18 protein-coding genes are annotated in these 15,628 nt (G+C 53.6%); 16 read left to right on the top strand and 2 right to left on the bottom strand.

The genetic code is table 11. From position 1 onward, the window contains the following. Positions 1 to 5 precede the first annotated feature (5 nt). From DAQ1742_RS14490 to DAQ1742_RS14565, 16 genes are all read left to right on the top strand, one after another. Positions 6 to 665 (top strand): DUF1834 family protein, encoded by a 660-nt coding sequence (locus tag DAQ1742_RS14490; protein ID WP_035346450.1) that lies wholly within the window; start codon positions 6 to 8, stop codon positions 663 to 665. After that, positions 646 to 858, top strand: a complete 213-nt coding sequence (locus tag DAQ1742_RS14495; RefSeq protein ID WP_083960943.1) for a DUF2635 domain-containing protein — start codon at positions 646 to 648, stop codon at positions 856 to 858. Before DAQ1742_RS14490 ends, DAQ1742_RS14495 begins: the two co-directional genes overlap by 20 nt. Beyond that, positions 851 to 2,272: a phage tail sheath C-terminal domain-containing protein gene (locus DAQ1742_RS14500; RefSeq protein WP_067486439.1), complete on the top strand. Its 1,422-nt coding sequence runs from the start codon at positions 851 to 853 to the stop codon at positions 2,270 to 2,272. Before DAQ1742_RS14495 ends, DAQ1742_RS14500 begins: the two co-directional genes overlap by 8 nt. A 16-nt stretch (positions 2,273 to 2,288) precedes the next feature. Then, on the top strand, positions 2,289 to 2,666 hold the full coding sequence (locus DAQ1742_RS14505) for a hypothetical protein (protein WP_035345461.1): 378 nt from the start codon (positions 2,289 to 2,291) through the stop codon (positions 2,664 to 2,666). 2 nt (positions 2,667 to 2,668) lie between these two features. Further along, the gene (locus tag DAQ1742_RS14510) at positions 2,669 to 3,043 is read left to right on the top strand and encodes a hypothetical protein (protein ID WP_035345463.1); all 375 of its coding nucleotides are present in this window, start codon (positions 2,669 to 2,671) and stop codon (positions 3,041 to 3,043) included. Between the two features lie 5 nt (positions 3,044 to 3,048). After that, positions 3,049 to 3,192, top strand: a complete 144-nt coding sequence (locus DAQ1742_RS14515) for a hypothetical protein (protein ID WP_158513798.1) — start codon at positions 3,049 to 3,051, stop codon at positions 3,190 to 3,192. Continuing rightward, positions 3,193 to 5,508 (top strand): phage tail tape measure protein, encoded by a 2,316-nt coding sequence (locus DAQ1742_RS14520; protein WP_067486442.1) that lies wholly within the window; start codon positions 3,193 to 3,195, stop codon positions 5,506 to 5,508. After that, positions 5,508 to 6,872 carry a DNA circularization protein gene (locus DAQ1742_RS14525; protein WP_035345470.1) on the top strand — a complete coding sequence of 455 codons (1,365 nt, stop codon included), beginning with the start codon at positions 5,508 to 5,510 and terminating at the stop codon, positions 6,870 to 6,872. The genes DAQ1742_RS14520 and DAQ1742_RS14525 overlap by 1 nt, the downstream gene beginning before the upstream one ends. Next, positions 6,856 to 8,079: a phage baseplate assembly protein gene (locus tag DAQ1742_RS14530; protein ID WP_035345473.1), complete on the top strand. Its 1,224-nt coding sequence runs from the start codon at positions 6,856 to 6,858 to the stop codon at positions 8,077 to 8,079. Before DAQ1742_RS14525 ends, DAQ1742_RS14530 begins: the two co-directional genes overlap by 17 nt. Continuing rightward, on the top strand, positions 8,069 to 8,629 hold the full coding sequence (locus tag DAQ1742_RS14535; RefSeq protein WP_035345476.1) for a phage baseplate assembly protein V: 561 nt from the start codon (positions 8,069 to 8,071) through the stop codon (positions 8,627 to 8,629). Before DAQ1742_RS14530 ends, DAQ1742_RS14535 begins: the two co-directional genes overlap by 11 nt. 65 nt (positions 8,630 to 8,694) lie before the next feature. Beyond that, a complete protein-coding gene (locus tag DAQ1742_RS14540; protein WP_035345479.1) occupies positions 8,695 to 9,042 on the top strand; it encodes a phage GP46 family protein in 348 nt (115 codons plus the stop codon). After that, entirely contained in the window at positions 9,043 to 10,104 is a 1,062-nt protein-coding gene (locus DAQ1742_RS14545; protein ID WP_035345482.1) for a baseplate J/gp47 family protein, read from the top strand. Beyond that, positions 10,101 to 10,667 (top strand): YmfQ family protein, encoded by a 567-nt coding sequence (locus tag DAQ1742_RS14550; RefSeq protein WP_035345485.1) that lies wholly within the window; start codon positions 10,101 to 10,103, stop codon positions 10,665 to 10,667. Before DAQ1742_RS14545 ends, DAQ1742_RS14550 begins: the two co-directional genes overlap by 4 nt. Then, complete coding sequence (locus tag DAQ1742_RS14555; protein WP_145916138.1) at positions 10,664 to 11,362, top strand: phage tail protein; 699 nt, start codon at positions 10,664 to 10,666, stop codon at positions 11,360 to 11,362. Before DAQ1742_RS14550 ends, DAQ1742_RS14555 begins: the two co-directional genes overlap by 4 nt. Next, positions 11,362 to 11,973, top strand: a complete 612-nt coding sequence (locus DAQ1742_RS14560) for a tail fiber assembly protein (protein WP_067486445.1) — start codon at positions 11,362 to 11,364, stop codon at positions 11,971 to 11,973. Before DAQ1742_RS14555 ends, DAQ1742_RS14560 begins: the two co-directional genes overlap by 1 nt. 104 nt (positions 11,974 to 12,077) lie before the next feature. Beyond that, complete coding sequence (locus tag DAQ1742_RS14565) at positions 12,078 to 12,779, top strand: Mom family adenine methylcarbamoylation protein (protein WP_035346460.1); 702 nt, start codon at positions 12,078 to 12,080, stop codon at positions 12,777 to 12,779. Positions 12,780 to 13,092: 313 nt separating this feature from the next. Here the strand turns inward: DAQ1742_RS14565 and ppiD are convergent, their stop codons facing one another. Together ppiD and hupB are read right to left on the bottom strand one after the other, a co-directional pair. Continuing rightward, entirely contained in the window at positions 13,093 to 14,973 is a 1,881-nt protein-coding gene (gene ppiD / locus DAQ1742_RS14570) for a peptidylprolyl isomerase (protein ID WP_180706163.1), read from the bottom strand. 268 nt (positions 14,974 to 15,241) lie between these two features. Next, positions 15,242 to 15,514, bottom strand: coding sequence for a nucleoid-associated protein HU-beta (gene hupB / locus DAQ1742_RS14575; RefSeq protein WP_035340535.1), 273 nt, complete (start codon positions 15,512 to 15,514; stop codon positions 15,242 to 15,244). Positions 15,515 to 15,628 lie beyond the last annotated feature (114 nt).

Below are 15,628 nucleotides of genomic sequence, written 5' to 3' on the forward strand. Positions count from 1 at the left end.
ACACCATCAAAGATATCGAACTGGCAATCATCGACAGGCTAAAGCGCGGGCTCGGGCGGATTGCGCCGACTGTGTGCTCGTATGGTGGTGAGCTGGATGGAGAACCGGCAGAAATCGCCCGCGCGCTGCCCGCCTGCTGGGTGACGTTTGGCGGTATACAGAGGACTGAAAATGCCAATCTCACTAAACGTAAGTACAGAACACTCGGCCGTTTCGTGGTGATTGTGGGTGAGCGCAGCGTGCGCAGTGAAGAAGCGTCGCGGCATGGCGGTGCGCGTCTTGACGAGGTCGGGACGTACCGCATGGTTACCGCTGTCCGTCGCTTGCTGTCTGGGCAGGATATGGCTGATGCCGGGCTAAGTATTCAGGCGCTGATGCCAGGGCGCGTTAGAACGCTGTTTAACACGAGCCTGAAAGACAACGCGCTGTCGGTTTTTGCGTGTGAGTTCGACACGGCATGGATGGAAGAGGCGCTGGAAAACGGCAAGTACCCGCGGTCTGGTGTCGCACCATTCCACCCGGATGCGATTTTCAGCGGCTATTCCGGACAGGTAAGTGAAGACGACCCGGACTGGCTGAGAACACGCTTTAGCTACGACATTCCACAAACCCCGGCCCGGCCGGATGCAGAGGAAATCATCACTCATGTCACAGATAACAGTTAAAGCGGCACCTGGTGTGCGCGTGCCGCGTGAAGAAAACGCCCGGCGCTATATCGATGATGCGCCAGTGCATGTGGAGCGCACGGCGTATTACTTGCGCCAGATTTCAGCCGGTGACCTGGTGATCGTCCCGGATGAAAAGGCGGTATCCGGGCCGAATGTGAAGACCAAAGCGGAGGCAAACAACGATGGCTAGCCCTAATGTCACGTTTTACGAAATTCCAGGCAGCACACGCAAGCCCGGTCGGTATTTCGAATTCAACACTCGCCTGGCGGTGCGTTCGCTACCTGGCAATCAGCAAACAGTATTGATGCTGGCTCAGATGCTGCCGACTGGCACGCAGCCGCCATTAACGGCTGTCGATGTGTTTTCCTCTGACGAGGCCGAAACCTATTTCGGCGCGGGTTCGATGGCGCATCTGATGGTGGTCAGCGCGCTGACCTGTTACAGCTACCTGCAATTACAGGTCATCGGCATCAGTGATGCGACCGGCGCACAGCCTGCTTCCGGTACGGTCACGGTGACGGGCCCGGCCGCAGGTAACGGCACGATGAGTGTGTGGGTTGGGACAGCCCGCGTCAACGTTGCTGTGTCAACCGGTGACACCGCTGCTGCCATTGCAACTGATATGGTGGCGGCGCTGAATCAACAGGCGGCGCTACCGGTGACGGCTGTGGCGGCCAATGGCGTTATCACGTTCACGGCCAAAAACAAAGGGGCGGCGGGTAACGAAATCGTACTGCGGGCGGCGGCAACTGCGTCGGGCGTCAGTGTTGCAGCAACGGCAATGACCGGCGGCGAAATTAACCCGGACATCGCACCCGCGCTGGCACACGTGTTCTCTGCGGGCCATAGCATCATCGTTTGTCCGTATGCGACGCAGGATGCGCTAACCGAACTGCGTTCGCACCTGGACAACGCATCCGGGCCGCTGGAGCAGCGTGGTGTCATCGGCGTCACTGGCTGGAAAAACTCGCTGTCAACCGGTATCACGCTGACGTCGAGCATTAATGCCGGACGTATCACAGCGGGATGGCACCGCGACTCTGTCTGTACCGTCGCACAAATCGCGGCAGGGTATGCCGCAATGGTGGCGAGCGAGGAAGACCCGGCACGGCCGCTCAACACCCTGGCAATGTCGGCGCTCGACGTGACCGCGCTGGCGTCACGCCCGATGCGCACCGAGCAGGAAAAAGCCTTGTATAACGGCCTGGCTCCTTTCGAGATCGGCCCCGGCGACACGGTGCAGATAGTGCGTGCAATCAGTACCTATACAAAAAGCGCGGCCGGTGTTGACGATGTGGCCCTGCTGGATATCACAACCATTCGCACCCTCGACTATGTGCGCAAGGCTTGCCGTGAGCGCATCACGCTGCGTTTCCCGCGCGACAAGCTGAGTTCCCGCACGCCTGCAAAGGTTCGCAGCGAGTTACTGGATGTGCTCTACAAGCTGGAAGAGCTGGAGATCATCGAGAACGTCGACGCAAACAAAGGCGCGCTGATTGTTGAGCGTGATTCGCAAGACATGAACTGCCTGAATGCTGCCATCCCTGTTGATGTTGTGAATGGGTTGCACGTGTTTGCGGGCCGCATCGACCTGTTGCTGTAACTGACGGAGAAAAACAATGGCTATTGAGGAATACGTCGGGTCAATCGTTCTTGAGATTGACAGCCGTGAGCTGGAATGTACTGACCTGAAGGTCACATCGAAGACGGGACGAAAACTCGTCAAAACGATGAACAAAACCGGGCGTGCGAAGGGCTTCGCTCGGGGTATCGCTGAATATCAGCTGGCGGCAACAGTGGTGATTCCGTTGGATGGTGACCTGGACTGGGAGGGCATGGAGGGTGTGAAAATCACGCAATACCCATTATCCGGCTCAGGCGGCAAACGCACCACGTACATGGACTGTTTTACGACGGATGTCGGCGCGCAGTACTCAACTGACAACGAAGCGAAGCGCGATATCACGTTTCAGTGCTTGAGAGTAGTAGAGGAATAACAATGGCCCAGTTACTGCACGGAATTGAAATCGACGGCCAGTTGCATTTTGAGTTCAGCGCCCGCCTGCCCGTTATCGGCGACACCGTTGATGCTCTGGCTGTGACGCATGACGCACGCGGTACGACAGCCGGCCCTGCCGCCTCGCTGTTCTACCGGGTCGCGGTTACATCCAGCGTGCTGACCCTGCCGGGTGTCGATGCTGAAAAAATCACGCCGGAACTACTGCTTGATCAACTGTCTGACGACGATTTTGATGTGATTGACGCGGAGATTGAAAACATCAAAAAAAAGCGGATGCGCGAGAATCCCAACTTGCCGGATACCGAGCAGCAACCCTCGCCCTCGGCCGATACGGCATCACAGAAGCAAGAATAGCTGCTATGACCCGCCCGGAACTGGATGGGTATCTCAACGCGCTGGCGGTACTGAATGGCGGCAAACCTGCCGCCGATAAGCAACAGTCAGGTGGTAACACTCGCGTTATTAAGTCGATGAGAAAGAAACGCAAGCAACGAGGCAAATAAATGGCGCGCAATCTGCAACTGGCGTTAACGCTGACCGCGAAAGATGCTGGCTCACAAGTGCTACGAAAGGCGATGGCCGACGCGGTGACGGCAACGAAAAATGCTGAACGGGCATCAACTGAACTGGCTACCACACAGCAGAAAGCGAGTACAACGGGCATTCAGGCGTCGCGTGCACTGTCGTCTGAGTTTCAGCGGGTGGCAAATGCCAGGGAAACGCTCGGCATTCGTTCGGAACGGCAGATACAGCGCGAGATACAGCAGACGATGTCGGCTTACAACCGTCTTACACGCAGCGGCATGTTGTCGGCGAATGATCAACGCCGTGCGTTTGCGGCGATGACTGAGCAGTTGACGCGGCTGCGCACTGAGCTGAATGGTACGGCAAGCGCAATGGGTAAGTTTGAGCGACTGCGTAATGCCGGGGCCAGCGCAGCGGCAGTGGCGGGTGGTGTTGCTGCGGCGGCGGCTGTGGTGTCGCAGCCGATAAAAAACGCTCAATCGTATGAGTTTCGTCTGGCGAATATGGCGAACACCGCGTATGCAGACCGGGATATTGCTGGACGCCAGGCCGGTATGGGTGAGCTGGATAATGTGATTCGTGACTCTGTTAAATTTGGGGGCGGAACAAAAGAGGGGGCGGCGGAAACACTCGATACGCTGCTGGCGTCTGGTGCTGTCGAAATGGATTCGGCCAAAGCGATGTTGCCGGTGTTGCAGAAATACTCGACAGCGACAGGGACTGACTCAAAAGATCTGGCGCAGATTGCGATACGGCTAAAGCAGACATTCGGCATATCGGATAAGGACATCGGAAAAGCGCTGAATATGGCTATTTCTGCTGGTCAGGGCGGCGGATTTGAACTAAAAGACATGGCCAAGTGGTTGCCTCAGCAATTGGCGTTAGCCGGGTCTGCGGGGATGAAGGGGCTGGGTGATTTTTCAGTGCTGCTGGGGTTAAACCAGGCGTCTGTGATCACTGCGGGGACAAAAGACGAAGCTGGTAATAACGCAGTGAACCTATTGCAAAAAATTAACAGTCAGGACGCCGCTAATGCAGCAAAGCGAATAAAAATCAACGGTAAGGGAATCGACCTTCCGGGCTCAATTGCGGCTGCGCGCAGTAAAGGCATGAACGCGCTGGATGCATTTGTCGGCATTGTTGATAAGGTTGTCGAAAACAACCCAGAGTACAAAAAACTACAGGAAAAACTGGCTACAGCAAAAGGCGCCGAGCGTCACGAAATAATTGAGTCGATGGCGAAGATTTTAGAGGGATCTGCCGTCGGTTCGATGGTCGCAGATCGTCAGGCATTGATGGCACTAATGGCGTATCGCAGTAACAAGCAGTACGCAAAAGACATCGCGAAAAATGCTAACGCACAGCGTTACTTGCAGGATGGCGAAACGGCGGGCGATAAAAATTTTCAGCTGATACAAGGCACTGGGGTTTTCAAGGCGGAGCAGTTGGGTAATGCGGCGGATCTTGGTCAGATTGATGCTGTCAAACCGCTTGCAGATGTGATCGGGCGCATATCTGGGCTTCTGACCGATTACGCGAACGAATACCCGGCACTGACAACGGCGGTATCCGGTGCGACAGTCGGCGTTAAAGCGTTGGCGGCGGCGGCGGCTGTTTTTGCTGGAATGCGATTGTTGGGGGGTGGAAAAATCCCAGGCATTACCGGCTCTGGTGGTAAAACTGACGGTTTCAATCCGATGGATTTGATTACTGGTGGTAACGCGAGTGGTGCAGTGCCAGTGTATGTAACGAATTGGCAAGATCAAGGGGGGAAAGATGACGGCTTGCTTGATAAAGCCAAGGACCTGCCGGGTCGGATTGGCAAGTATGCGGCATACGGTGCGTTTGCGCTAGCAGTTGCGTCAATCGCGACAATGACAACTCCGGAGGAGGAGGATGAGCTGCAAAATGGCCCGGCAAAATGGGATGAGCTAAAAAATAACTACGGACAGGATACGATTGATGCGGCACGTAAGCGCTATCAGCCTTGGTATCAAGTTGGGCGTGGGTATGCAAAAGAAAACGAAGAATGGATCAAAAAATACCTGGCTGATAATGTCAGCGACGAAAGCGGGAGTTGGTGGAGCAAGCCATCAACAATTGGACAGGGCGCAGGCGGTGTCACGTCGTCTTATCTGATGCAAATCCCTCAGCAGCCGGTTGCCACCCCTCAGCCTCAGCCGCCTATCACTCACATCACAAAAATCGAATTGGATAGCCGCGTACTCGCCGAGGCGGTGAACGAGTACAACGGCACGCAAGCTGTCCGGGGTTCAGTTGGGGGTGGCTACTAATGGCATGGACTGACAATTTGCAGGACGCGAAGTTTCGCGGTATCAGGTTCGATGTCGTAAACGTCAAAGACGGCGAGCAACGCGACATTGCACAAGACGAATACCCGTACATTGACGGCGCAGACGTGCGCGATATGGGGGCAAAGCCACACACTGTTGCTGTGCGCGCGGTTTTTTTTGGTGACGACTATGAGGTCAGGCTGCAGGCGTTTATCGAGGCGCTGCGTAAACGCGGTGCGGCAGAGTTGATACACCCGGTGTTTGGCTCAATGCCTGCCATGCAGGTCACTGATTTTAGCATCGAACACGAAGCCGACAGTATAGATTACTGCACTGTTGATGTGCAGTTTATGCAGTCAACGCCTGGCAATCCGTTTTTTGTCACAAACTATCCGCAATCCAAGGCCGACGAGCTGTTCAGTCGCTCGCAGTCGCTGATTGACAGCACAAGTAAGATGCTGGAGAACGTCACAAAGCCATTGCGCACGGCAAAGGCGATGATGAATAAGGTAAAAGGCCTGGCGAACGGCGCGCTAAACATGATTGCGGTTTTCCGCAGTGATATCTCCGGGTTCGTCAGTAGCGTCACAGATTTTGTCAATTATCCGGCCGCGTTCCTGCGTGATTTGCAGTCAGCATTATCGCTGAAAACCGGGGCGTCAAAATCCAGCCTGCACTCGTCCTATACCGGCTCGTACAGCGGGGCGGATGCGGCGACGGAACAAGCTGCAGCAGCAACAGCGTATACAGCATCCCCTGCAGTTGTGATGTCCGACTGGTCAAATACGCAAACCGCGCTGACCGCCGTTCAGGCCATGCCCACCGACATTATGACAGGCAGCGTTGACGCGGCGGTTGAGATGCCGCCACAACTCACGACGTCGGATATCATTGAGTTAATTGTTGTCGTCACCATTGTTGTTGCAATCGAAGCAGCAGCAGAAGCATCTGCCGTACTTGAGGATGCGGCTATCACCGCAGTATTGACGCCGGATGACGTCGAGAAAATCACCAGCGATACGCGCACGATGATCCAGACAGCAATTGACAGTACGCGCACCGCCTTTGAGCCAGCGATGAACGATATCAGCAGTAGCGAACAACCAACGGGGCTGACATATCAGCCGGTTATCGAGCAGCTAAAAGCCGTCGCGCTGCTGGTACAAGAGATGGCGGCGGCGGTTATTGAATCGAAACCACAACTGATTCAACGCACTGTCGCCGCCCCCGGAAATCTGCACCTGGTGGCGCATCTTTGGTATGGCGACTATACGCGCGCTGACGAGTTGCAACGGCTGAATCCGCAGGTGTGTGACCCTAACGGACTTGTCGCGGGAGACGTGCTCAATGCCTACGCAGAGTGATAACAATACAGTCTCAATTATCGTCAACGGCAAGGCGCACAGCGCGTGGTCGCGCTATCAGATTGACAGTGATTTTCTGGTTCCGGCCGATGCATGGAGCGTTAGCCTGGGGCTACCTGAAGGGGCATTTCCGACGGGCATCACGCGTGGTGCGCCGGTACAAGTGAAAATAGGTGCAGACGTTGTGATGATTGGCCGCATTGATCGCATTCGCCGCGCGGCAAGCAAGCGCGGTTTGACGCTTTCGCTCAGTGGTCGCGATAATATGTCTATATTGGTCGATTGTGCCGCCCCGCTGTTAACATCGCGCCAAATTGGGCTTGAAGAGGTTATCGCTCAGGTGGTTCGCCCGCTCGGCATCACAAAAATCCAGCTGAACGCAGAAAGCTCCATGCGTAATGACAAGATTTCAACAGAACCTGGTGAGCGCGCCTGGGATTTGCTGCATCGGGCGTGCGCCGGGCGCGGGCTGTGGCCGTGGTTTTCCCCGGATGGGACGCTGATGATCGGCGGCCCGGATTACACCGCTCCGCCTGTTGCGACACTGATTTTGCGGCAGGACGGCAAAGGCAATAACGTGATTCAGCTCGACGATGAGAGCAGCGAAGACCGCTCGTTCTCTGAATTGACGGTGTTAGCGCAAGGGCACGCGCACACGACAAAAAAGTCAAAAAAGCTGGCGATTGTCGATGTCGATAACGCATCGACAGCAACCGCGTCTGAGTCTGATGATGAAGACAACGATGATGACGAGCTGGACATGTACACCGGCACTGCTGAAACCGGTATGCACGGCCTGAACGCCAGGGCATATGACCCGTCCGTGACGCATTACCGGCCGCAAATCATCGTCTGCGGGGATGCGGAGAGTCAGGAGCAGATGAACTATCGCGCACGCAAGGCGATGGCTGATGCGCGCCTTGCCGGTTACGACATGACTGCTGTCGTTGCAGGGCATCGCACATCTGACGGCCGGTTGTGGGAGCCGGGTCAGCGCATTCACGTTATCAGTGATGTGCATGGCATCAACGCCGTGTATTTTCTGATGGGTCGTGAGTTCGTCGGTGGCAGGCAGGACGGCGTGCGCACGACGCTGAGACTGAAAGAAGACGGCGTCTGGATACCTGACGCGTTTCCGAAGAAAAAGCGCAAGCGCCACCGCAAACACAAAAACAAGCAGCAACTGGGGATTGTCGATGTGGGATAATGTTGAAGCAAAGATTCGCCGGGCAATGAACAGCGTCAGGCAAGCGTTTAGGGTGCGTTTATCGCGTGTTAACAGCGTGGGGCCGGTGCAGACGTTTCAGGCAAATGGGCTGGCTGGGGAACAGATTCAAGATGCTGAGTTGTTCCAGCATTATGGATTTACGTCAAACCCGCCGCCAGGCACTATGGGGGTTGTGATCCCGCTGGGCGGCAGAACGTCGCATAGCGTCGTTGTCGCCACCGAGTCGGCGTCGTATCGAATCAAAGCGCTTTCGTCGGGAGAGGTTGCGATTTATACCAATGAAGGCGCGGCAATTGCACTAAAAAAGGGGCGCATAATTACGGTTGATTGCGATGAATATCGGGTCAACTGTAAAAAATATATTGTCAATGCGAATGAAGGGGCGGATTTTAATACACCTTTATTAAAGGCAAGTGAAGAAATCGCAGATAAAACATCAACGATGAGTCGCGTCCGCGAAATTTACGACGGACATAACCACCCTGGCGATTCCGGCGGCACAACCGGCACACCAAATCAGTCAATGTGATCCCGGCAATACCCACTGAACCCCGTCACATTACTCTCTTTCACCATGCAGGCCATCATGGCTGCATGGACAATTTATTGAACCCAACAACCGGCGATTACGCTGGCACAGCAACGGCCACATTGGCTAATGCTGTGTATATCCGACTCATGACCCCACATGGGTCATATTGGGCTGTGCCGTCGCTGGGTTCAAAGTTGCATCTGCTGACGCGCGAAAAGAATGTTAGTCGCGTCTATACGCTGGCTCGTCAATACGCTGCCGAAGCGTTGCAGCCGCTTATTGATGACGGTCGTGCGACATCAATCGACGTCGCTACAGAGGCGGGCGATAACGGCTGGCTGATTCTGATTATTGATGTGACCGCGCCCGCCGGGCGTGAACTGTTTAAATATCCGGTAAGGGTGAGTTAAATGGCGTTCGTGACAGATTCGTTTGATGAGACGCGCGCAAAAATCCTGGCGGATATTAAAAATTTATTGCCATCGGCTGACGTGTCTGAGGACTCTGATTTTTATATCCGTGCGTCGTCGGTCGCGAGTGTTATTACAGGATTATATCGTCATCAAGCCTGGATAGTCCGGCAGATTTTTCCTGACACGGCGGATACAGAATATCTCGAATGGCACTGCCGGCTGCGGAATATAACGCGCAAGGCACAAACGACAGCATCAGGATTTATTTCAGGAACAGGTGAACCCGGCGCGACGTCAGCAGTGGGGCGCACGATAAATCGTGGCTCTCTGTCGTATACAACAACGCAGGCTGTAACTGTAGGCGCTGACGGTAAGTTTAGCGTCGCTGCCGTCCCCTCTCTTGCTGGCACGGCAGGCAATACAACAGCGGCAGTTACAGGGACATTTACCAGCACGCCGCCAGGGTTCGATAGTGTTGTCACAATAGGTTTGATGGCAGGCGGCACGGAACGGGAGACGGATGCTGAGATGCTCGCCCGCCTGCTCGATGTGATTCGGCGGCCGCCTGCCGGTGGCAATAAATACGATTACAGACGCTGGGCAATGAGTGTTGACGGCGTTAGCGCGGCATACGTTTATCCGCTGCGGCGGGGGCTGGGAACTGTTGATGTGGTAATCACGTCAGCCAGCGGGCTGCCGAGCGCTGAAATTATTAACAAGGTGCAGGCGTATATCGACGACGTCAGGCCGGTCACAGCAAAAAGCACAATGATATTAGCGCCGACCCCCAAGAATGTTGATATTTCCGTCGCAATTAGCGTCAGTGGCGTAACCGTGCAAGCTGTTACGCAAAATATTCGCGATGCGTTGACGAGTTATTTTAACACGCTGGAGCCGGGCGAATCATTTATTCGAAGTCAGGCTGAGATGCTGATATCGCAAATCGGCGGTGTTGTTGACCGCGCTATAGTCAGCCCGGCCGGTAATATTGCGGCGACAGTAAATAACAATATTGTTGAGTGGCTGCGAGCCGGAAATATCACAGTGGCGATGCTATGAAAGAGTTGCTGTCATTATTGTTACCTCCAGTTTCATATAGCCCCAATGCCGAGCAATTATCCACCGAATTAACTGCGGAAGGCGATGCGCTATCTGCAACAAAGGCACGGGCAAACGACGTATTAGGCGCAGTCACCCCGCTGCGTGCAAACGGGCTGCTTTCGGACTGGGAGCGCGTTCTCGGCATCGCTCCTGCGGTTGGGCTGTCGTATCAGCAGCGCCTGGAAGATGTTCTGATAAAAGTCGCTGAGACGGGTGGCCTAAGCATTCCGTACTTCACGGGGCTTGCTAAGAAAATGGGGTACGACATCACGATTGATGAGCTCATGCCGTTTCGGTGTGGAGTCAGTCGCTGCGGGCAGCGTCTGGCATCGACGAACATCCGATTTGTCTGGCGCGTCAATGTCGGGTCATCCTCGGTCAAAAAATACTATTTCAGAACAGGCATTAGTCGTTGCGGTGAGCGATTAATGTCATCGCGGGACGCTGTTATTGAATCTGTATTTAACGAGCTGAAACCTGCACACACACTGTGCGTTTTTAATTATACGGAGGCCAAATGAAGCCGCTAATTCCTGTCACGACGCAGTCGTCAGACGGTGCGTTTTATGATGAGAATAAAGTTACCGGCGAAGAGGGAACAATTGTAGATGCCGCATACATGAATAGTATGCAAGGCGCTGTTCGCAGCATTCAAAGTGAATTGCTGACACTGCTGGGGTTTGCAGGCATCAATGCAGACGGATCATCGACAACGCAACTGATGATGGCTCTGGACTGGCGTTATGCAAAATTAACCGGCTTGACTCAGAAACTGGATATCGCAGATATCGCAGGCATCCCGCTGCCGTGGCCGCAGGCTAGCGCGCCCGCAGGCTGGCTGAAATGTAATGGACAGGCGTTTGACAAAACGCTCTATCCCAGGCTGGCGGCGCTGTATCAGTCTGGCGTATTGCCAGATTTGCGCGGCGAGTTTATTCGCGGCTGGGATGATGGACGCGGGGTAGATATGGGGCGTGGATTGATGTCAGCGCAGGGCGACGCTATTCAGAACCACGGACATGGCGATATGCGCTACTCGGGGCAGGCGGCGAGCGGCGGGAATTTACCAATCATCGACGGTGGCGGGGCGTTTAGTGGTGGCGGGGATTTGATTGGCGGTATATCGATAAGGGCGATCTCTGGCGGCCAGCCGCGCGTATCATCTGAAACCCGCCCCCGCAACGTTGCATTTAACTACATCGTGAGGGCCGCATAATGCAAACCAATGAAATCGCTGTATTAGGCGAAAATGGACTGGCGTCAAACACTGGCTGGCTGACGGTTTATCACGCTGATACGCAAACCGGCGAATATAACGGCAGCAGCGATGAGTACCTGATGACCGGCACCGGCGTGCCCGCACACAGCTATGCCGATGCGCCACCAGCCGATGTAGCGACCGGGCAGGCAGTGCGGCGCGCTGCCGATGGGTTGCGCTGGGAGGTGGTGGCGGACTTTCGCGGTCAAACGGCGTATGACACCCGCACCCGCCAGCCGCAGGTGATTGACACGCTCGGTGATTTGCCGGAACACCTGACGTTGTTGCCGCCATCCGGTGAGTTTGACCGCTGGCAAGACGATACGTGGGTGACGGATACGGCGGCGCAGCACGCCACAACGGTACTGGCGGCGCAGCGCGACCTTGATGCACGGCGGCAGGCCGCCCGTGAGCGCATCAGCGAGCTGACCTATGCCGAAGAACTGGCGATGGCGACAGAGACGGAAACGCGCTTACTGAAAGAGTGGAAAATCTATCTGGTGCAATTAGGTCGCATTAACACTGCCGCCGCACCGGATATCGACTGGCCGACGGAACCAGCACACTGAACGAGGTCATATGACATTCTGAGCCCGCCACCCATATGATCGTATTTGATAATCAATATTTGAATATTGATCTGTTAAATCGATCGTATTGGTGCCTTATAAAGATGAAGAAGTTTACGTCGCGCGTATTAATCAAGCCAGATATCATAAAATACAACGGCTCTATTGTCGGGTATGGCTCACCGGAACTGCGGGTTGAAACAATCCCAGCCTGGCTGGCTCGAGCCATTGTTGTTAACAAGCATTATTCAGGCAGGTTTGTTAATAATTCATATTTGCATCTTGGGGTATTTTCCGGGCGAGATATCGTTGGCGTATTGCAGTGGGGGTATGCGCTAAACCCAGCAAGCGGCAAACGTGTCGTCGAAGGAACAGGAAACAAAGAGTACATGGAGCTAAATAGAATGTGGCTACATGACTGCATGCCGCGCAATTCAGAATCAAGAGCGATCAGCTACTCTCTAAAAACCATCAAGCTCCTACACCCCGGCGTTCAATGGGTTCAGACATTTGCTGATGAGCGCTGTGGCCGTTCCGGGGTTGTCTATCAGGCATCAAATTTTGAATATATCGGCAGTCACTACTCAACGTTTTATGAGTTAGATGGTGAGTTTTATCACTCTATTGCAATGAATGCGATTAAGCGCGGCGGCACTAGAGGTGAATATCTAAGAGAGAACAAAGAGCGAGCTACAGCGCATCGCTTCCGGCAGTTTCGGTATATCAGGTTTCTAAACAAGCGGGCGAGAAAGAGACTAAACACAAAGTTGTTTAATATCCAGCCATACCCGAAAATCACAAACTAAAAGGCGGCGAAAGGTTTTACATAATGCAAAAGGCGCAATATCTGCGCCTTCGCGCTGTGTAAAATCTATTGCAAATCTATGCGAAAAATTTCGCCACGCTACATAGCGCGTTAGAAATACCGGCCAGACTCATGCCAACAATCAGACATAACGCTTTAATTCCTGATTTTTTCATGCTGTATCCTCCTTGTGTTTGACAGCACGGCTACAATGCCCGAGCCAGCCACAGACGACAAACAGCAAACAGGAAATGTGGAAAAGGCCGCGAAAGCGGCCTTTGGGTGTTACAGCTGGTTGCAAAATTTTGCGAAGCTTATTGCACTTCCTGCGCTGCGCTGCCGTACTTGATCTTTGCCTGAGTACGCAGGCTGCCTAACAACGTATCAAACAGGGCACCCATTGAGGTCTGCTCAAGCTGGTTGCCAAACTGTTTTTTCTGATCGTCGGATAAGGCATGCGGTTTAATCTCATCAAGCGCAACCAAAACCACATTACCCTCCTGGTCTCGCGCCACGGCATAAGCAGGTTTATCCTTTTTCGGCTGTGGCATGGAGAACACGGTCTGCCCCAGCGCGTCACTCTGAGTGACGGAAGAAAGCACTTTCGCCGCGCTAAAGCTCAACCCGGCAGCCGCCAGACTATCACTCTTACCCTGCTTCAAATCCGCCAGAATTTTCTCTGCATCAACCGTCGCCTGCTGCTCTGCTTTCTGACGTTTCAACGCCTGCAAAACCTGATCGCGAACCTGCTCAATAGGCTGAGTTGTTTGCGGTTTATGCTCTGCAACACGCAAGACAAACGCTCTATCACCGTCAACGCTAATCACATCGGAGTTACTGCCGGGAGTACCGTTGTCACCGACCAGCGAACCGCCAAAAACAGCCTGTGTGACCGGCTGGAAATTAAGCGCGGCGGGTACATTATCCCGGTTAAACCAGTCAGTCTGTTGCGCTTTCACATTCGCAACCTTCTCTGCAGAAGCCAGTGATTCATTATCATTACTGGCCGCTTCGCTAATTTTCTGCTGTAGGGCATAAAATGCGTCTAACGCTTTCTCACGCTTCACTTTTTCCGCCAGCGCCGATCGCACTTCATCCAGCCCTTTCACCCGCTGAACCTGAATATCGTCCAGACGAATGACCAAAAAACCAACGGAAGATTTAATAACGTCAGACAACTGACCTTTTTGCTTCAAGCCCGCTTGTTTTATCTCATCAACGGTCGAGCCTTCATCCATTCCACCCCAAATCCCCCCGTTACGACGAGAGACGATATCGGTAGATTTTTCTTTCGCCAGCGCAGCAAAGTCAGCGCCTTTTTTCAGTTGTTCCAGCGCAGCATTCGCTTCTTCCTGTGTTTTCAACTGAATGACACTGTACTTCTTGCGTTCAGGCTGGGTGAACTCGCTTTTGTGTTGCTCGTAATAGGCAGAGATATCAGCATCATCCACACGGGTTTTATCCATGATGGATGCCGCATCCAGCATAATGTAGCTGACTTTAAATTGCTCGGGTGCCTGATAGCGGTTCTTGTTCTGATCATAAAAGCTCTTCACTTCATCATCAGAAACCGTCAGGTTCTTCGCCCGGGCGTTTAAATCGAGGGTAGCGGTTCGAATGGTGCGGTCTTGCGCCGCCATAGCAACCAGATTATTTAATTCTTGTTGCAGGACGAAATCGGTATTGCCTAACCCTCGAATCAACTGCTGTGTCAGCAATTGCTTACGCAGGAACTGCGCATAGGCATCAGGCGTCAGCCCTAGCTGGCGAATTTGTGCGAGATATTTTTGATTGTCAAAGCGGTTGTTGGTCTGAAATTCAGGCACGGAGAAAATCGCCTGCTTGACCTGTTCATCGCTGATATTCAGGCCCAACGTATGGGCATACTGCACAATTAACGTCTCATCAATCAGTTGGGACATCACCTGCCCACGCAACTGCTGCATGTAGCCTTCATTTGATGCCAGCGCGGAGAAATTATCTCCCAGCATCTCCTGCTGGCGAGCGCGTTCATTCTGCACGCCTTGCTCAAGCTGAGCACGGGTAATTTCTTGTCCATTGACCTTGGCTGCATAGTCACCTGAACCACGGATCAGGTAATCTCCCACACCAGTCAATACAAATGAACCAACAATCAAGGCAAGAATAATTTTCAGCACGACGTTGTTAGCGGCCGCGCGTAAATTGTCCATCATAATGTGACAACACTCCGCTGTAGAATGGATAACACTTCCCCTGCGCAGGCCGTAGCCATGCATCCCTGCTACTGCTATAGCCGCACTCGGCTAGGCGCACTTAAGTATTTGCCTGAACGGTAATCTTGATTACCAGCAAAACGCAATTACCTGTAAAAAAAGGCACATCATACCATGATGCGCCTTATATCTTACCTTACCCATCACGCTGAGTCAGGTAGTGTTTGGACGGTAAAACGGCCCCCATCCAGATTTTGTTAGTGAATAATCAATTCACCGCGTCTTTCAGTGCCTTACCGGCACGAAAACCCGGCACTTTAGCAGCCGGAATACTGATTTCTTTTCCGGTCTGCGGATTGCGGCCGGAGCGGGCTGCACGCTCACGCACAGAAAACGTCCCGAACCCCACTAACGCTACGTCATCCCCGCTTTTCAGAGCGTCGGTAACAGACCCAATAATTGCATCCAACACACGCCCTGCTGCCGCTTTGGAAATATCAGCATCTGCGGCAATTTTGTCGACCAATTGTGACTTGTTCACTCTATCATCCCCTCTGAAATACCGTTATTGCGCCGATATTACCGCACAACACTTTACTTTATTGATTCAGCCGCGATGTCTCAAACCCGCTCACTGGCGAGTACCCGGCTCAAC

It is taken from the genome of Dickeya aquatica, assembly GCF_900095885.1.
GTDB lineage: Bacteria > Pseudomonadota > Gammaproteobacteria > Enterobacterales > Enterobacteriaceae > Dickeya > Dickeya aquatica.

Excerpts from the sequence above, each read along its gene's own strand:
- DAQ1742_RS14515 (WP_158513798.1), top strand. The coding sequence starts at position 3,049 with ATGACCCGCCCGGAACTGGATGGGTATCTCAACGCGCTGGCGGTACTG.
- DAQ1742_RS14540 (WP_035345479.1), top strand. The coding sequence starts at position 8,695 with ATGGACAATTTATTGAACCCAACAACCGGCGATTACGCTGGCACAGCA.
- DAQ1742_RS14505 (WP_035345461.1), top strand. The coding sequence starts at position 2,289 with ATGGCTATTGAGGAATACGTCGGGTCAATCGTTCTTGAGATTGACAGC.
- DAQ1742_RS14550 (WP_035345485.1), top strand. The coding sequence starts at position 10,101 with ATGAAAGAGTTGCTGTCATTATTGTTACCTCCAGTTTCATATAGCCCC.
- ppiD (WP_180706163.1), bottom strand. The coding sequence starts at position 14,973 with ATGATGGACAATTTACGCGCGGCCGCTAACAACGTCGTGCTGAAAATT.
- DAQ1742_RS14565 (WP_035346460.1), top strand. The coding sequence starts at position 12,078 with ATGAAGAAGTTTACGTCGCGCGTATTAATCAAGCCAGATATCATAAAA.
- DAQ1742_RS14525 (WP_035345470.1), top strand. The coding sequence starts at position 5,508 with ATGGCATGGACTGACAATTTGCAGGACGCGAAGTTTCGCGGTATCAGG.
- DAQ1742_RS14560 (WP_067486445.1), top strand. The coding sequence starts at position 11,362 with ATGCAAACCAATGAAATCGCTGTATTAGGCGAAAATGGACTGGCGTCA.
- DAQ1742_RS14555 (WP_145916138.1), top strand. The coding sequence starts at position 10,664 with ATGAAGCCGCTAATTCCTGTCACGACGCAGTCGTCAGACGGTGCGTTT.
- DAQ1742_RS14510 (WP_035345463.1), top strand. The coding sequence starts at position 2,669 with ATGGCCCAGTTACTGCACGGAATTGAAATCGACGGCCAGTTGCATTTT.
- DAQ1742_RS14520 (WP_067486442.1), top strand. The coding sequence starts at position 3,193 with ATGGCGCGCAATCTGCAACTGGCGTTAACGCTGACCGCGAAAGATGCT.
- DAQ1742_RS14495 (WP_083960943.1), top strand. The coding sequence starts at position 646 with ATGTCACAGATAACAGTTAAAGCGGCACCTGGTGTGCGCGTGCCGCGT.
- DAQ1742_RS14545 (WP_035345482.1), top strand. The coding sequence starts at position 9,043 with ATGGCGTTCGTGACAGATTCGTTTGATGAGACGCGCGCAAAAATCCTG.
- DAQ1742_RS14500 (WP_067486439.1), top strand. The coding sequence starts at position 851 with ATGGCTAGCCCTAATGTCACGTTTTACGAAATTCCAGGCAGCACACGC.
- DAQ1742_RS14530 (WP_035345473.1), top strand. The coding sequence starts at position 6,856 with ATGCCTACGCAGAGTGATAACAATACAGTCTCAATTATCGTCAACGGC.
- DAQ1742_RS14535 (WP_035345476.1), top strand. The coding sequence starts at position 8,069 with ATGTGGGATAATGTTGAAGCAAAGATTCGCCGGGCAATGAACAGCGTC.